At 72.4% G+C, this 14,793-nt stretch carries 12 protein-coding genes; 8 read left to right on the top strand and 4 right to left on the bottom strand.

Annotated elements, in window-relative coordinates:
* The first annotated feature begins 15 nt into the window (after nt 1-15).
* Nucleotides 16-996, top strand: coding sequence for a protein-L-isoaspartate O-methyltransferase family protein (locus tag ACQEU8_RS28845; RefSeq protein ID WP_433106178.1), 981 nt, complete (start codon nt 16-18; stop codon nt 994-996).
* 197 nt (nt 997-1,193) lie between these two features.
* Here the strand turns inward: ACQEU8_RS28845 and ACQEU8_RS28840 are convergent, their stop codons facing one another.
* The 4 genes from ACQEU8_RS28840 to ACQEU8_RS28825 all read right to left on the bottom strand — a co-directional run bounded on the left by ACQEU8_RS28840 (nt 1,194) and on the right by ACQEU8_RS28825 (nt 4,952).
* Entirely contained in the window at nt 1,194-2,201 is a 1,008-nt protein-coding gene (locus ACQEU8_RS28840) for an LLM class F420-dependent oxidoreductase (RefSeq protein ID WP_433106176.1), read from the bottom strand.
* Between the two features lie 124 nt (nt 2,202-2,325).
* Nucleotides 2,326-3,198, bottom strand: a complete 873-nt coding sequence (locus ACQEU8_RS28835) for a DUF5336 domain-containing protein (RefSeq protein ID WP_433106174.1) — start codon at nt 3,196-3,198, stop codon at nt 2,326-2,328.
* Nucleotides 3,199-3,319: 121 nt separating this feature from the next.
* Nucleotides 3,320-4,204, bottom strand: a complete 885-nt coding sequence (locus ACQEU8_RS28830; protein WP_433108798.1) for an N-acetylmuramoyl-L-alanine amidase — start codon at nt 4,202-4,204, stop codon at nt 3,320-3,322.
* Nucleotides 4,205-4,316: 112 nt separating this feature from the next.
* Nucleotides 4,317-4,952 (bottom strand): class I SAM-dependent methyltransferase, encoded by a 636-nt coding sequence (locus ACQEU8_RS28825; RefSeq protein ID WP_433106172.1) that lies wholly within the window; start codon nt 4,950-4,952, stop codon nt 4,317-4,319.
* A 153-nt stretch (nt 4,953-5,105) separates the two neighbouring features.
* On the opposite strand from ACQEU8_RS28825, the gene ACQEU8_RS28820 reads away from it, so the two are divergent.
* From ACQEU8_RS28820 to ACQEU8_RS28790, 7 genes are all read left to right on the top strand, one after another.
* The gene (locus ACQEU8_RS28820; protein WP_433106170.1) at nt 5,106-6,266 is read left to right on the top strand and encodes a hypothetical protein; all 1,161 of its coding nucleotides are present in this window, start codon (nt 5,106-5,108) and stop codon (nt 6,264-6,266) included.
* A 29-nt stretch (nt 6,267-6,295) separates the two neighbouring features.
* Nucleotides 6,296-7,576, top strand: coding sequence for a hypothetical protein (locus ACQEU8_RS28815; protein WP_433106168.1), 1,281 nt, complete (start codon nt 6,296-6,298; stop codon nt 7,574-7,576).
* Nucleotides 7,577-7,638: 62 nt separating this feature from the next.
* The gene (locus ACQEU8_RS28810) at nt 7,639-9,846 is read left to right on the top strand and encodes an acyl-CoA dehydrogenase (RefSeq protein WP_433106166.1); all 2,208 of its coding nucleotides are present in this window, start codon (nt 7,639-7,641) and stop codon (nt 9,844-9,846) included.
* A gap of 74 nt (nt 9,847-9,920) precedes the next feature.
* A complete protein-coding gene (locus ACQEU8_RS28805) occupies nt 9,921-11,357 on the top strand; it encodes an MFS transporter (protein ID WP_433106164.1) in 1,437 nt (478 codons plus the stop codon).
* A gap of 335 nt (nt 11,358-11,692) precedes the next feature.
* Nucleotides 11,693-12,550 carry a MaoC/PaaZ C-terminal domain-containing protein gene (locus ACQEU8_RS28800; protein ID WP_433106162.1) on the top strand — a complete coding sequence of 286 codons (858 nt, stop codon included), beginning with the start codon at nt 11,693-11,695 and terminating at the stop codon, nt 12,548-12,550.
* A gap of 68 nt (nt 12,551-12,618) precedes the next feature.
* Nucleotides 12,619-13,701 (top strand): Zn-dependent alcohol dehydrogenase, encoded by a 1,083-nt coding sequence (locus ACQEU8_RS28795; RefSeq protein ID WP_433106160.1) that lies wholly within the window; start codon nt 12,619-12,621, stop codon nt 13,699-13,701.
* Between the two features lie 52 nt (nt 13,702-13,753).
* Entirely contained in the window at nt 13,754-14,698 is a 945-nt protein-coding gene (locus ACQEU8_RS28790; RefSeq protein WP_433106158.1) for a 3-oxoacyl-ACP reductase, read from the top strand.
* Nucleotides 14,699-14,793 lie beyond the last annotated feature (95 nt).

Genomic DNA, 14,793 nt, shown 5'->3' with positions numbered 1-14,793 from the left:
CGAAAGCGCCTCGACATGATTCATGACGACGCCTTGGCCCGCGCAATCGCAGCCTGCCCCACCGAGGACTTCCACGGCCCGGACGGGCGCGCCATCAGGCCGTGTACCCCGGCCGACGTCACCAGGCGCCACGTGCGCATGCTCGCCCCACGTCCCGGGGCGAACCTGCTGGAGATCGGGGTGGGCTCCGGCTACTCCGGCGCCCTCCTCGCCCACCTGGCCGGCCCGACCGGCCATGTCACGGCCGTGGAGTACAACCCCGAGCTGGCCGAGCGCGCCGCCCGGCTCTTCGCCGAGCATCAGCTCCCCGTCACCGTCATCACCGGCGACGGCATGCCTGGCCACGCCGAACGCGCTCCGTATGACGGCATCTTCGTCGGCGCCACTCCGCCCGCCATTCCGCACGCCTGGCTGGCCCAGCTCCGTCCCGGAGGCAAGCTGCTGACCGGCGTACGCATCAGTGACCTTCCCGGCTCCTACGCCATCGCCTGCCTGACCGTGGACGACAAGGCCCAGCCGGACCGGATCGAGGTCCACCACGGCGGCTACACCCCCATGGCCCCCCTGCGTCCCGTAACGGAGCTCACCCGCGCTGAACACGATGGCGCCAGCGTCACCGCCATGGGTAGCAAGCCTGCCGAACAGCTCCTGTCCGCACTCACCTCCAATCCTTACGCCGAGCCCAACCCGGCCACTGGAGACGACTACTTCCACTTCAAGAACTGGTTGCTGGCCACCCGCGCGGACGGACTGCTGGAGGCCGCCCTGCCGCAAGGTGTGGGCGTCGGCATCGGTATCAGCAACCCGGGCGGGGCAGTGCACGCCGCGCTGGTCACGGACGAGCTCTTGATCTCCGACGCCCCTGTCTCCCCAGCCCGTGCGATGCTCCAGTCCCTCGCCGCCGAATGGGAACGCCGGGGTGCGCCCCGCACCCATCAGCTCCGTGCCTTCGCCGACCGCGACGGCGACACCTGGGCCGTACGTCTGGACACGTGAGTCCGCCCGCCACTTGGGATACTTCCACGCCGACGAACTCACCACCGGCCTGGAACCCGACTGCTGCTGAGTGCTGCGCGGGCGCTTTTGCTACCAGGGGTGCCCCTCTCCGTCGTCGGCAGGCTGGGGCTCCGTTGTGGCTGGGCGCGCAGTTCCCCGCGCCCCTTCGGGGCGCGCCCCCTTTCGGGGCATCCCCCTCACATCAGCTCCGCCAGCACCCGTAGCGTCCCCGGATCCGGGGCCGTCACCAGCAAGTCGGTTACCGGGCCCGAGCGCCACAGTTCAAGGCGCTCCGCGATCCGTTCGCGGGGGCCGATCAGGGAGATCTCGTCGGCGAAGGTGTCGGGCACGGCGTGTACCGCCTCCTCGCGTCGGCCCGCGGCGAAAAGTTCACGGACCCGTTCCGCCGCTTCCGCGTATCCCATGCGGGCCATCAGTTCGGCGTGGAAGTTGCGCCGGGCGTGGCCCATGCCGCCGATGTAGAAGCCGAGCATCGCCTTGACCGGCAGCAGCCCCTCGGTGACGTCGGCGCAGAGCCGGGCCTGTGCCATGGGGGCGACCAGGAAGCCGGGCGGGGCCTCGGCCAGCGCGGCCTCGTACACCGAGGTCCGGAAGGGCGACCAGTACAGGGGGAGCCAGCCGTCGGCGATCCGGGCGGTCTGGGCGACGTTCTTGGGGCCCTCGGCGCCCAGCAGTACCGGCAGATCGGGTCGCAGCGGGTGCGTGATCGGCTTGAGCGGCTTTCCCATGCCGGTGCCGTCCGGGCCGGCGTACGGATGCGTGTGGTAGCGCCCGGCCAGCCGTACGGGCCCCTGGCGGCGGAGCACTTGCCGTACGACGTCCACGTACTCGCGGGTCAGGGTGAGCGGCGAGGCGGGGAACGGGCGGCCGTACCAGCCCTCGACCACCTGTGGGCCCGACAGGCCGAGGCCGAGCAGCATCCGGCCGCCGGAGAGGTGGTCGAGGGTGAGCGCGTGCATTGCGGTGGCGGTCGGAGTGCGCGCCGCCATCTGTGCGACGGCGGTGCCCAGCCGGATCCGGGAGGTGTGCGCGGCGATCCAGGTGAGCGCGGTGAACGCGTCCGAGCCCCACGATTCGGCCGTCCACACCGAGTGGTAGCCCAGCTGCTCGGCCTGCCGGGCGAGTTCGAGGTGACGGGCGTCGGGGCCGCGCCCCCAGTAGCCGAGCGCCAGTCCGAGCCGCATCCGCCGCCTCCCCTCCACCGGCCGTTGAGCTGACGGGCCGTCAGCTCGCTGGTCCGGCAGCGTACGGCAACGGCCCCCCGCCCGGAAGGGCGAGGGGCCGCTGCGTCGCGCGCTGCGCCGGGGCTCAGCCGCGCTGGATGTTGGAGGTGTCCTGGAGGACGCCGCGGCGCCCGTCCTGGGTCTGCGCGATCAGGGCCTGACCGCGCTGCTCCACGGCCAGGTACCAGGTACCAGGCGCCAGCTCGGCGATCGGCTGCGGCGAGCCGTCCTCGGGGAAGAGCGGGCGGGCCATCGGGACGGCGAACCAGAACGGCTGGAAGTTCGGGTCCGGGGCGCCACCGGTGGCGCCCTGCGGGCCGCCTGCGGACTGGCCGGGGCCCGGCTGGCCCGGCTGCGGCTGACCCGGCTGCTGCCCGTACGGCTGCGGGCCGCCCTGGCCGGGCTGGGCGCCGTAGGGACCCGGCTGGCCGCCCTGCGGGCCGCCCGGGTAGCCGTAGCCGCCGCCCTGCTGCGGGTACTGGCCGCCGTACGGGCCCGGGGCGCCGCCGCCCGCGGGCACCAGCGGGGCCGCGAGGGCCGGAACCACCGGGCTGATCATCGCGGCGGCCGCGCCGAGCAGCGAGGCCAGCAGCGAGATGATGGCGCCGGCGCCCATCTCCGCCTCGTCCGGAGCAGACGCCATCCCCCAGACCGCGGACCACAGCGAGAACACCATCAGGGTCGCGCCGGCCTGCGGAAGCGAGACGGCACCGAACTTACGGCCCTCCGGCAGGAAGCGGCCGCCGGCGATCAGGCCGGCACCGAGGATGCCCGGCAGGAAGATCGTGGCCAGGACGAGCGGGAGCTTCTCCGCGTTCCAGGCGTTGGGCAGATCGATCTTGTCGCAATACGCGCCGCAGTCGCCTGCGGAGAAGTAGTCGAGGAACGAAGCGATGAACAGCAGCACCGCTGCTCCTATCACCGCGCCGTCGCCTCGGGTGAGCGAGCGGATGTTCACGTGGGGTCCTTAATCGGTCTGGTCATGGTTGAGGTCTGCCGGGGGTGAGCACCCCATCGTACGGATGAGACTACGGGCCGGTCCGAGGGGTTCGCCTGTCGGTTTCATGATTCCCCGCCTCTCAGGTGAGGAATGCGGTGATGCCGTCCGCGACACCGCGCGCCGCCTTTTCGCGCCACTTCGCCGATGTGAGGAGCGCGGCATCGGCCGGGTCACGCATGTTGCCGCATTCGAGGAACACTTTGGGAACTTTGCTGAGGTTGAGACCGCCCAGATCGTCCCTGGTGTCCAAACCGTTGCCATCGCCCAGGTAGTTGGCCGGTGGCACGTCGGTGGCCTTGCGGTAGGCGTCCCGCAGGTCGGTGCCCAGCTTCCGGGAGGGGCCCGTGATCTGCCGGGTGTCGGCGGCGCCCTCGTGCACGGATGCGGGAAGAATCACATGGAAACCGCGGCTTCCGCTGGGTGCGCCGTCCGCGTGGAGCGAAATGGCGGCGTCCGCTTGTGCCTGATTTCCTTTCTCCGCGCGTTCGTCCACACACGGCCCGTACGGGTCCTTGCCGTCATGTGTGAACTTCACCGTCGCCCCGCGTTCCCGTAGGTGTGTACGGAGACGGTGCGCCAGATCGAGAGTGAACTCGGCCTCCGCGTAACCGGAATTGGTCGAGGTGCCCGTGGTGTCGCATTCCTTCTTTCCCGTGCCGATATCGACGGGCCGGGAAATCTTGCCTGGCTGGTCGCGATTGTGCGGATTGTGGCCCGGGTCAACGACGATCACCTTGCCCCGCAGGGACGACTCGGGCGGCTTGTGCGCCCCTTGCCGCCCGTCACGGTCGCCGTTGCCGCCGTGCTTCTCATCGTCGCCCTTGTTGCCGTTCTTACCGCCGCCCTTGCCGTCCGCGGCCGGGGAGGAGCGGGACGGCTTGCCGCCCTTGTCCCCCTCGCCGTCGTGACCGCCACCGAACGCCCCGCACCCGGCGGTGCCCAGACACACGGCTCCCGCGACCATCGCGGCCGCTGCTCGCCGGCTCGTCCGCCGCCGCTTCGCCAAGCATTCGTACGACACGGGCCTAGATGCTAGAGCCTCTGCCCCGCGCTGCCTGCGGCCGGTGCCCGGATCGTCAGCCACGCCGCAGCACCCGCAGCGATCCGGCGGCCGCTTCCGGGGTGTAGTCGCCCGAGGCCAGCGCGCGTTCGTGGATGCGGTGCGGGGCCTGGCCGCCGTCCGCCGGGTCGGGGAAGACATCGTGGATGACCAGCAGCCCGCCCGGCGCCAGATGCGGCGTCCAGCCCTCGTAGTCCGCGGTGGCGTGCTCCTCGGTGTGACCGCCGTCGATGAACACCAGCCCCAGCGGTGTCCCCCACACCGCCGCGACCTGGGGCGAGCGGCCCACCAGCGCGACCACGTGCTCCTCCAGGCCTGCGGCGTGCAGCGTACGGCGGAAGGTGGGCAGCGTGTCCATCCTCCCCACGACCGGATCGACGACCTCCGGATCGTGGTACTCCCACCCCGGCTGCTGCTCCTCGCTGCCCCGGTGGTGGTCGACGGTGAGCGCCGTCACCCCGGTCAGCCGCGCCGCGTCGGCCAGCAGCAGGGTGGAGCGCCCGCAGTAGGTGCCGACCTCCAGCAGCGGCAGTCCGAGCCCGCCAGCCTCGGCGGCAGCCGCGTACAGCGCCAGCCCCTCGTCCAGCGGCATGAACCCCTTGGCCGCCTCGAACGCGGCGAGCGTACTGGGCTCGGGGGCCGGAGGGTTCATCGTTCGTTCCTCTGCTGTCGTCGGCGCGCTCGCGCACGCCGGGTCCGCTGTTCACCCGGGGTCGGTGGGCTGCTGTCATGCTGCCCTACCACCGTCCCCCACACGGGTGGCAGGTACCCTCACCGAACTGCTACGGGACGACGGGGGAGTGGAGTGACGGGAAGCGACACCTCCGAGGCGCCCGCCGCCTCCGCGCACCGGCGCCGCCGCAGGGCCCTCGCGGTGCTGCTGGGCCTCGCCGTACTGGCCGGCGCCGGAGTGGGCACCACCTGGGCCACCGACACCGGGCCCTTCGCCCGGCAGAGTTTCTGCTGGGGCGCCTGGCACGAGGACGACGGCGAGAACGTCCCGGACTTCCTCGCGGAGGACACCGACGGGTACGAGCGCACGAGCGAGCAGTCGGCGCCGCCCCGCAAGGGCAAGCGCGCCAACTGCTCGGTGACGCTGAAGGAGAAGCAGGACGACAGCGCCACGGACTCCGCGGACGGGTATGGCGACGGCAGTACAACCTCCGGCTCTCTCCCGGCCGATGACGATCCGCGGGTCGCCGTGGAGGTCGGCCCCGTACCGCGCGATGCCGGTGAGCGGCACGTATGGCTGACCGACCACCTCGACGCGGGGATGCAGCCGCTGCCGCACGGTCTGCCCGGCCTGATGGGCCGCGAACGGTCCCTCTTCGTCCTCCCGCCGAAGTGCGACACCGCTGATGGGCGGCCCACCGTGGTGACCGTCGAGGGCACGTCGTTCCCCAGCGGATCCGGCAGCACGCCCGACCCGCTGATGTCCCTGGTGAACACGGCCGCCCAGCAGGCGGGGTGCGCGCCGGAGAAGCCGTTCGCGGTCACCCTGCCGCTTCCCGAACCGGGCAGGGGCAACGACCTCGGCGGCTGGCGGAGCCCGCTGTGCCGGATCCCCGGCTTCCGGTTCGAACTCGACTACGACGACCAATACGAGGCCCGTACCGGTCCCGTCACGGACCAGCTCCAGACCTGCTCGGTGGACGACAGGACGGAGCTCGGGAACCCCGTCACCGCCGGGCAGTTCGTGATGACCTCCCAGCCCCGGCTCGCCGCACTGTTCACCGGCCTGTCACACGGCACACCCAAGGGCAAGGGCTGGCGCGGGAAGGGCGAGGTCGGTGCCGGGCAGGCGCTGCTGACCGCCGACTGCCACGGCAAGCCCACCGTCTTCTATCTGCGCCTCGACAGCTTCTTGGCGGACCGGGCCGAGCCCGATACGCGCCGCGTTTTCGCCGCCACGGCCAACTCCGTCGCCGACCGCATCGGCTGCCCCGCGGTGGCCCCCACCTCATGAGCGAAGACCAGCACAGGGAGAGGGATCACATGCCGGAGGAGGAGCGCCGGCCTACCACCGATGGCCCGAACTCGGAGAGCCCGGAGCCGGACCCGGCGGAGAAGGCCCGGGCGGAGAAGTCGGCCCCGGCCGAGAAGCCGGACCCTGCTGAGAAGGCCCTGGCCGAGAAGACCGCCCCGGCCGAGAAGCCGGCCCCCTCCCCGCGCGGCCGGCTGCGCCGCCTCGTCCGCGGCAAGCCCGGGGTCGCCGTCGTCGGCGCCGTCGTCGGGGCGCTGCTGGCCGGCGGAACCATGGCATGGCGCGCGGGGGAGCTGCCCTTCTTCCCCGGGGACGTGTGCTGGGACTCGCTGTCCTCCGGCACCGTGGACCGCCTCTTCTCGGACGGGGAGATACGGGCGAAGGAACTGCCCCTGCAAAGCACCGGCGACGTCGGCCGGTACAGCACCGAGTGCCGGCTCCAGCGGTGGGAGGACGACCAGCTCAAGTGGGAGATCTCGGCCGAGGTCCAGCAACTCGACCGGTACAAGGGCCGGGGCGTGCGCGAGTGGACGCGTGAGTTCCTCTCGCCGACGATGGCGCCACTGGGCCGCGACATCCCGGGCATGGTCTCCGACTCCCGGGCGTGGGTGGCACTGCCCGAGAGCTGTGAGGGGGGCGGCGAGGACGATCCGCCCGCGGTGGTCTCGCTCTCCTCCGGCTCGCTCAACCCGTATGAGGACGACCCCGGCGAGTCGCGGAAGTACCGGGCGGCGCTGGCCGATGCCGTCGTGGAGCTGACCAACGGCGTCCTGTCCGAGAAGGGCTGCCAGGGGCGCTACCCCGAGCCCGACAAGCTGGCCCCGCTGACCAGGACCCGGACCCCCGAGAAGCACGGTGAGGCCGAGCTGTGCGGGCTGAAGGGCGTGCGGCTGCCCTCATGGCTGGGCGGCTCGAAGGACTCCCGCAACGCGGTGCGGTCCAGCACCGATCTCTCGGGCCCGGCGCACTCGTGCGAGTACGGCCGGTACTTCACCACGGACGGGACCCGGTTCACCACCATCGAGGACCCCCGCCTGGCGAACTTCGTCACGCCGCTGGCCTACGACGGTCCTGTGCGGTTCGCCGGTGACGGCTACGGCCGGGTCTCCGGCGATCTGAGCGCCTACGTCGCCACCTGCCAGACAGGACCCGTCGCCTTTCTGATTCAGCAGGAGGACACCTTCGAGAAGCACTCGCCGACGGCCGAGTTGCTGCCCTCCTACGTCGCGGCCGAGGCGAAGCGGATCGGCTGCGGAAAGGTGAAGGTGACAGGCCCCAAGACGGCCTGGTGACGCAAGTTCCGCTGCTGCCCCCGTCCCTTCCCTCCCACTGGAACGTGTTCTAGTGTGCCCGCATGGGAACGGGCATCGGGATCACGCAGGAACAGCGGGAGTTGGCCGACTCCGTACGGGGCTGGATGGCGCGTGCCGTACCGGCCGAGGAGCGGCGGAAGCTCCTGGAGGCGCCGCCGGTGCAGGGCCGGCCCGGATACTGGGACGGCCTCGCCGGGCAGGGGCTGTGCGGGCTCCAGCTGCCCGAGGCGGACGGCGGCGCGGACGGCTCGCTGCTCGACCTGGCCGTCGTACTGGAGGAGACCGGCCACGCCGCGCTCCCGGGCCCGTATCTGCCGCACGTACTCGCCGCGGAACTCCTGCACGTGGCAGGCGCCGGGCGCGAGCTGGTCGGCGCCCTCGCCACGGGTGAGCGGATCGGCGCCGTTGCCCTCGCCACCGGCTCCCTCACCGCGAGGGAGGGCGAGGACGGCTCGTGGACCCTGGACGGCACCGCGCCGCCCGTCCTCGGCGGCGCCCAGGCCGACCTGCTCCTCCTCGCCGCCGACCGGACCGGGGCCGCCCCCCTGTGGTGCGCCGTCGACGCCGCCGCGCTCGACATCCGCGCGCACCAGAGCACCGACCCGCTGCGTCCCACGGCCGAGGTCACCGCCCACCGGGTGCGGGTCCCGGCCGGCCGCGCACTGCCCCACGACAGCGAGCGCGTGCACGACCTGGCCTGCGTACTGCTGTCCGCCGAGGCCTGCGGGGTGGCTGCCTGGGCGCTGGAGACGGCCACCGAGTACGCGAGGACCCGTGAGCAGTTCGGGCGGCCCATCGGGCAGTTCCAGGCCGTCAAGCACCTGTGTGCCGACATGCTGGTCCGCGTCGAGCAGGCCCGCGCCCTCACCTGGGACGCGGCGCGCGCGGCCCGCGAAGCGGCGGCCACCGCGCCGGTACGCGGCCTGACGGCGGCCCTCGCCGCCTCCGCGGCGCTGGAGGCGGCGTACAGCTGCGCCAAGGACTGTGTGCAGATCCTCGGCGGCGTCGGCTTCACCTGGGAGCACGACGCCCATCTGTATCTGCGCCGGGCCGTTGTGGCGCGGCAGTTGCTCGGCACCGGCACCGCGCACCGGCTGCGTGCCGCCCGGCTCGCCCGCGGGGACGCGCGCCGCGAGGTGCGGATGGAGCTGCCGCCCGACGCTGAGGCGTACCGCGCCGCGGCCCGCGAGGCCGTCGCCCCCGCGCGCGGCCAGGACCCGGCCGCGGCCCGCCGCACACTGGCGGCCACCGGCTACGCCTCCCCGCACCTGCCCGAGCCGTACGGACTCGGCGCGGGCCCCGTACACCAACTGGCCGTGCATCGCGAGCTGGAGGAGGCCGGGGTGAAGGTGAGCGATCTGGGCATCGCCACCTGGGTGGTGCCCTCCCTCATCACCTACGGCACCGAAGCGCAGCGTGCCCGGCACCTGCTCCCGACACTCCGCGGCGATGTGCTGTGGTGCCAGCTCTTCTCCGAGCCGGGCGCCGGCTCCGATCTGGCGTCGCTGCGCACCCGCGCCGAACGCACCCCGGACGGCGGCTGGCGCGTCAACGGGCAGAAGGTGTGGACGTCGGCGGCGCAGTGGGCGGACTGGGGCATCCTGCTGGCCCGTACGGACCCGGACGCGCCCAAGCACGAGGGGCTGACGTTCTTCCTCGTCGACATGAAGCACACCCCGGGCATCGAGGTGAGCCCGCTGACGGAGATGACCGGGGACTCGCTGTTCGCCGAGGTCTGGTTCGACGATGTACTGCTGCCCGCCGACGCCGTGGTCGGCGAGGTGAACGACGGCTGGCGGGTGGCCCGGCACACCCTGGGCAACGAGCGCGTCCACATGGCCGACCAGCTCACCTTCGGCACCGGCCTCGAAGCGCTGATCCAGGCGTCGGTGGCCACGGACGACGCGGTGCGCGAACGGGTCGGCGCGCTGGCCGCCGAGGCGCACGCGCTGACCTGCATCTCGCTGCGCACCACCCTCCAGCGCGTCGAAGGGCTCGACCCGGGCGCCGGTGCCAGCATCCGCAAGCTGATCCAGACCCCGCACCAGCAGAAGGTCGCCGAGCTCGCCCTCGAACTGCTGGGCCCGCAGGGCGCGGTGCGGGAAGGCGCGGGCGAACAGGCGGTGCACGGCTTCCTGATGTCCCGGTGTCTGACCATCGCCGGCGGCACCACCCAGATCCAGCTCAACGTGGTGGCCGAACGCCTGCTCGGCCTGCCCCGCGACCCGGAGCCCCGCCCCCTCATCTGAGCCGGGCCGCCCCGTGTCCGGTGGTCACGCTGCCGCGTCGCTGACATGGCCCCTACAGGTGTCACACTACGCGCATGCCGCAGACCGCCCAGCCCGAGAGCTCCCGCTCCATATCCGGCTCCGCCGCCAGGACCCCCCGCCTGTGGGCGGTCGTACTGGCCGCGTGTGCCGGCCAGTTCCTCGTCGTGCTCGACGTCTCCGTCGTCAACGTCGCCCTGCCCTCGATGCGCGCCACCCTCTCCCTCTCGGAGACCGGTCTGCAATGGGTGGTCAACGCCTACACCCTCACGTTCTCCGGGCTGATGCTGCTCGGCGGCAGGGCCGCCGACCTGTTCGGGCGCAAGAGGGTCTTCCTGGCGGGGCTGGCGCTGTTCACCGCCGCGAGCCTGGCGGGCGGACTCGCGCAGGAGCCCTGGCAGCTGCTGGCGGCCCGCGGCATCCAGGGCATGGGCGCCGCGATCCTGGCACCGGCCACCCTCACCCTGCTGACGACATCCGTACCGGAGGGCCCGGCCCGTACGAAGGCGATAGCCACCTGGTCGGCGGTCGGCGCGGGCGGCGGTGCCGCGGGCGGGCTGGTGGGCGGGGTGCTCACCGACGCGTTCTCCTGGCGCTGGGTGCTGCTGATCAACGTACCCGTGGGCGTACTCGTGCTGGTGGCGGCGGCCGTGTGGCTGACGGAGAGCCGCGAGGAGTCGGTACGGCGCCTGGATGTGCCCGGCGCCCTGCTGGTGACGCTGGGCCTGGGCGCCGTGGCGTACGGCATCGTACGGACGGACAGCGCGGGCTGGACAGCGCCCAGCGCGCTGGGTCCGCTGGGCGGCGGGCTGGCGATGCTCGCGCTGTTCGTCGCCGTGGAGGCCCGCTCGCGTGAACCGCTGGTGCCGCTGCGGCTGTTCCGCAGCCGCGCCGTCTCCTCGGCGAACGTCGCCATCTTCATCAACGGGCTGGCGATGTTCGCCATGTGGTACTTCCTGTCCCTCTACACCCAGAACGTGCTGCACTACACCCCGCTCCAGGCGGGCTTCGCGCTGATCCCGCACTCGCTGACCATCGTCCTCGGCTCCAAGATCGCGCCGTTCCTGATGGCGCGGATGGGCGACCGCTATCTCGCTGTCACCGGCGCCGCCATGGCGGGGCTTGGCTATCTGTGGCAGGGCTCCATGGGGGCCGACGGCGCCTATGTGACGACGCTCCTGGGCCCCGGCGTGCTGATGGCGCTCGGCGCCGGGCTGGCCGCGACGCCGCTGGCCACCATCGCCACCGCGACCGACGACCCGGGCGAAGCGGGCCTGCTGTCCGGGCTGTTCGGCACCGGCCGCACGATGGGCGGCGCGCTCGGCCTTGCGGTCCTCTCCACGGTGGCCGCCGCCCGCACCGACGGCGCCGAGGACCCTGCCTCGCTGGCCGCGGGATACGGCATGGCCTTTTATGCGGGTGCCGTACTGCTCGGCGCGTGCGTGCTGTTCATGCTTGTCGCGTTGCCGCGCACGGTGAGGGAGCAAGCGTGACCGGCGGGTCCTGAACTCCCTCCGGCTGTGCTGGGCAGGGGGTGCCCCTGGCCGGTCGTCCGCAGGCTGCCAGCACCGTTGTGGCCGTTCGCGCAGTTCCTCGCGCCCCTTCGGGGCGCGGCCCCCTTAAAAGCTGACGCCGCATCAGCTCTTCCCTTGTCGGGAGCTCTGCGTTATACAGGGAGCCGCGGCGCAGCCTAGAACGTGTTTCATTCACGGCCAGGGCCGGCCCCAGGCGGCCCTGGCCCGGCCGACGGTGCGGACGGCCGGGCCAGGGTCTTCCGCCACCCCGCCCCGAGGAACCCCGCCCCGAGGAACAAGGAGCCCAGCCCCCGATGCCCATCGACGCAGCGAAGGCCCTCGCGGCCGAGCCCCGCAGCACCGAGATCTCCTGGGGCCACAAGGACATCCAGCTCTACCACCTCGGACTCGGCGCGGGCGTGCCCGCCACCGACCCGGCCGAGCTGCGCTACACGCTGGAGAACAAGCTGCACGTCCTCCCGTCGTTCGCCACCGTCGCGGGCGCCGGCATGGGAGTGGTCGGCGGGCTCGCCGCACCCGGCATCGAGATCGACCTGGCCGCCGTACTGCACGGCACCCAGTCCATCGAGCTGCACCGTCCGATCCCCGTCGACGGACACGCCACCGCCACCGCCCGCGTCGCCGACATCTACGACAAGGGCAAGGCCGCGATCCTCGTGCTCCGTACGGACGTCGCCGACGAGGACGGCCCGCTGTGGACCAGTGAAGCCCAGATCTTCGTCCGCGGCGAAGGCGGCTTCGGCGGCAAACGCGGGCCCTCCGGGCGGCTGGAACTGCCCGACCGGCAGCCCGACTTCGTCGCCGACCGGCCCATCCGCGAGGAGCAGGCACTGCTCTACCGCCTCTCCGGCGACTGGAACCCGCTGCACGCCGACCCCGAGTTCGCCCGGCTCGCCGGCTTCGACCGGCCCATCCTGCACGGCCTGTGCTCGTACGGGATGGCGCTGAAGGCCGTGGTGGACGGCGTACTCGGCGGGGACGTCGCGCGGGTCTCGTCGTACGCGGTGCGGTTCGCCGGGGTCGTCTACCCCGGCGAGACCCTGCGGGTGCGGGCCTGGCGCCTCGACGACGGCCGCCTCCAGCTGACGGCGACCGCGGTGGAGAGGGAGGACGCGGTGGTGCTGGGGGACGGCGTGGTGACGCACGCATAAATTGCTCGGCCCACCCGCACAGGGCAACGCACCGCACTCACCGATCAGCGCTTCCGAAGGGAGCCGACGTGCGCGCAGCGGTACTGCAAGAGACCGGCCAGGAAAAGCTCGAGGTCGTGGACGACATCGAACCGGCCGGATTCGGCCCCGGCAAGGTGCGGGTCCGCATCAGGGCGACGGGACTGTGCCACTCCGACCTCTCCGCGATGAGCGGAGTGCTCCCGCAACCGGCCCCGTTCGTCCCCGGACATGAAGGCGCGGGCGAAGTGGTGGAGGTGGGCGACGGAGTCACCCACCTCAAGCAGGGGGACCGCGTCGTGGTGTGCTGGCTGCCCGCCTGCAACAGCTGCCCCGCCTGCCGCCGCGGCCAGAGCCATCTGTGCCTGACGGGGTTCCTGAACGCGGGCACTCCCAACTTCCGCCGTACCAGCGGCGACAGCGAGGTGTTCGGCTTCGCCGGCACCGGGACCTTCGCGGAGGAGGTCGTCCTCGACGCACCCTGCGCGGTGCCCGTCCCCGACGACGTACCGTTCGAGATCGCCGCGCTCATCGGCTGCGGCGTCACCACAGGCCTGGGCGCGGTCTTCAACACCGCACGCGTGGAGGCCGGTTCGTCGGTGGCCGTCATCGGCTGCGGCGGCGTCGGCATCAGCGCGCTCCAGGGAGCACGTGCCTGCGGTGCCGCGCAGATCGTGGCCGTCGACCCGGTTGCCGGGCGCCGCGAGGCCGCCCTGCGGTTCGGTGCGACAGAGGCGGTCGCCCCCGACGAACTCGCCGATGCCAAGCGCCGGATCACCGCCGACGAGGGGTTCGACCACGTCTTCGAGGTCGTCGGCAGATCGGCGACCGCGCGCACCGCCTACGAGGCCACCCGGCGCGGCGGCACGCTGTGCGTGGTGGGCGCGGGCGCCATGGACGACCAGCTCCAGTTCAATATGTTCGAGTTGTTCTTCGACGAGAAGCGCATCCTCCCCTCCCTCTACGGCGGCGGCGACGTGCTGCGTTCCTACGACCGCGCGGTGGCGCTGTGGCGGGCCGGGCGGATCGATCTGGAGGGACTGATCACCCACCGGGTGCAGCTGGGCCAGATCAATGAGGCCATCGACCAGATGCGCACCGGGGAGGCGCTCCGCACCAGCATCTCGCTGTAGCGCGAACCGTCACCGTCCCCGGCACCGTGACCGTCACCGCGAGAGGACCCGCATGTCTGAGCAGGGCTGTTTGCAGGGCAGGACCGCGATCGTCACCGGTGCGGGGCGCGGTCTGGGCCGCGCCGAGGCGCTGGAGCTGGCGCGGCTGGGCGCACGCGTCGTCGTCAACGACTTCGGCGTAGCCGGCAGGGACGGCAGCGGCGAGGCGTCGGCGGCGCCCGCCGAGGAGGTTGCCGCCGAGATCCGCGCGGCCGGTGGCGAGGCCGTCGCGCACCGGGGGGACGTCGCCGACTTCGCGCAGGCCCGCGGCCTGGTCCAGTTCGCGCTGGAGACCTACGGCTCGCTGGAGATCCTGGTCAACAACGCGGGCATCCTGCGGGACCGGATGGTCTTCTCGATGAGCGAGGACGAGTGGGACACCGTCATCCGCGTCCACCTCAAGGGCCACTTCAACACCACCCACTTCGCCGCCGCGCACTGGCGCGAGGCGTCCAAGACGGCGGGCGGGCCGGTCTACGGGCGGATCGTCAACACCTCGTCCGAGGCCTTCCTGGCGGGCTCCGCCGGACAGCCCAACTACGCGGCGGCCAAGGGCGGCATCGTCGGCCTGACGACGTCTACGGCGAACGCGCTGGCCAAGTACGGGGTGACGGTGAACGCCATCTGCCCCCGCGCGCGCACCAGGATGACCGAGGACGTCTTCGAGGGGCTCGAAGTACCGGCGAACGGGCTCGATCCGCTGGCGCCCGCACACGTCTCCCCACTGGTGGGCTATCTGGCCTCCCCGGCGGCGGCCCGGATCAACGGGCAGCTGCTGGTGGTGCACGGCGGCATGGTGGCACTGCTGGAACGGCCCAAGGTGGCCGCGAAGTTCGACACCGCGAAGGAAGCGTTCACCGTCGAGGAGCTGGACGAGCGGCTGACCCCGTTCTTCGCCGAGCGCTCCCCGCAGGAGACCTTCGCCGCGGGCGAGGTGCTCGGCCTCAAGAAGGGCTGACACACGGCGCAGCCCCGGCCGCCGCTGACTGGACTGCCGGGGCTGCGCCGCGAGCTGTTGGCTCCGCTCGCTGTTCGGCTCGATGCGGGCCGAAG

It is taken from the genome of Streptomyces sp. CA-250714, from assembly GCF_050936705.1.
Lineage (GTDB): Bacteria > Actinomycetota > Actinomycetes > Streptomycetales > Streptomycetaceae > Streptomyces.
The sequence above is the reverse complement of the archived record's forward strand: the minus strand, read 5'-3'. Positions and strand labels throughout refer to the sequence as shown.

Bases quoted from the DNA above. Each gene is read 5' to 3' on its own strand.
- ACQEU8_RS28845 (WP_433106178.1), top strand. From the start codon at position 16: ATGATTCATGACGACGCCTTGGCCCGCGCAATCGCAGCCTGCCCCACC.
- ACQEU8_RS28840 (WP_433106176.1), bottom strand. From the start codon at position 2,201: ATGCGGCTCGGACTGGCGCTCGGCTACTGGGGGCGCGGCCCCGACGCC.
- ACQEU8_RS28830 (WP_433108798.1), bottom strand. From the start codon at position 4,204: ATGGTCGCGGGAGCCGTGTGTCTGGGCACCGCCGGGTGCGGGGCGTTC.
- ACQEU8_RS28825 (WP_433106172.1), bottom strand. From the start codon at position 4,952: ATGAACCCTCCGGCCCCCGAGCCCAGTACGCTCGCCGCGTTCGAGGCG.
- ACQEU8_RS28815 (WP_433106168.1), top strand. From the start codon at position 6,296: ATGCCGGAGGAGGAGCGCCGGCCTACCACCGATGGCCCGAACTCGGAG.
- ACQEU8_RS28810 (WP_433106166.1), top strand. From the start codon at position 7,639: ATGGGAACGGGCATCGGGATCACGCAGGAACAGCGGGAGTTGGCCGAC.
- ACQEU8_RS28805 (WP_433106164.1), top strand. From the start codon at position 9,921: ATGCCGCAGACCGCCCAGCCCGAGAGCTCCCGCTCCATATCCGGCTCC.
- ACQEU8_RS28800 (WP_433106162.1), top strand. From the start codon at position 11,693: ATGCCCATCGACGCAGCGAAGGCCCTCGCGGCCGAGCCCCGCAGCACC.
- ACQEU8_RS28790 (WP_433106158.1), top strand. From the start codon at position 13,754: ATGTCTGAGCAGGGCTGTTTGCAGGGCAGGACCGCGATCGTCACCGGT.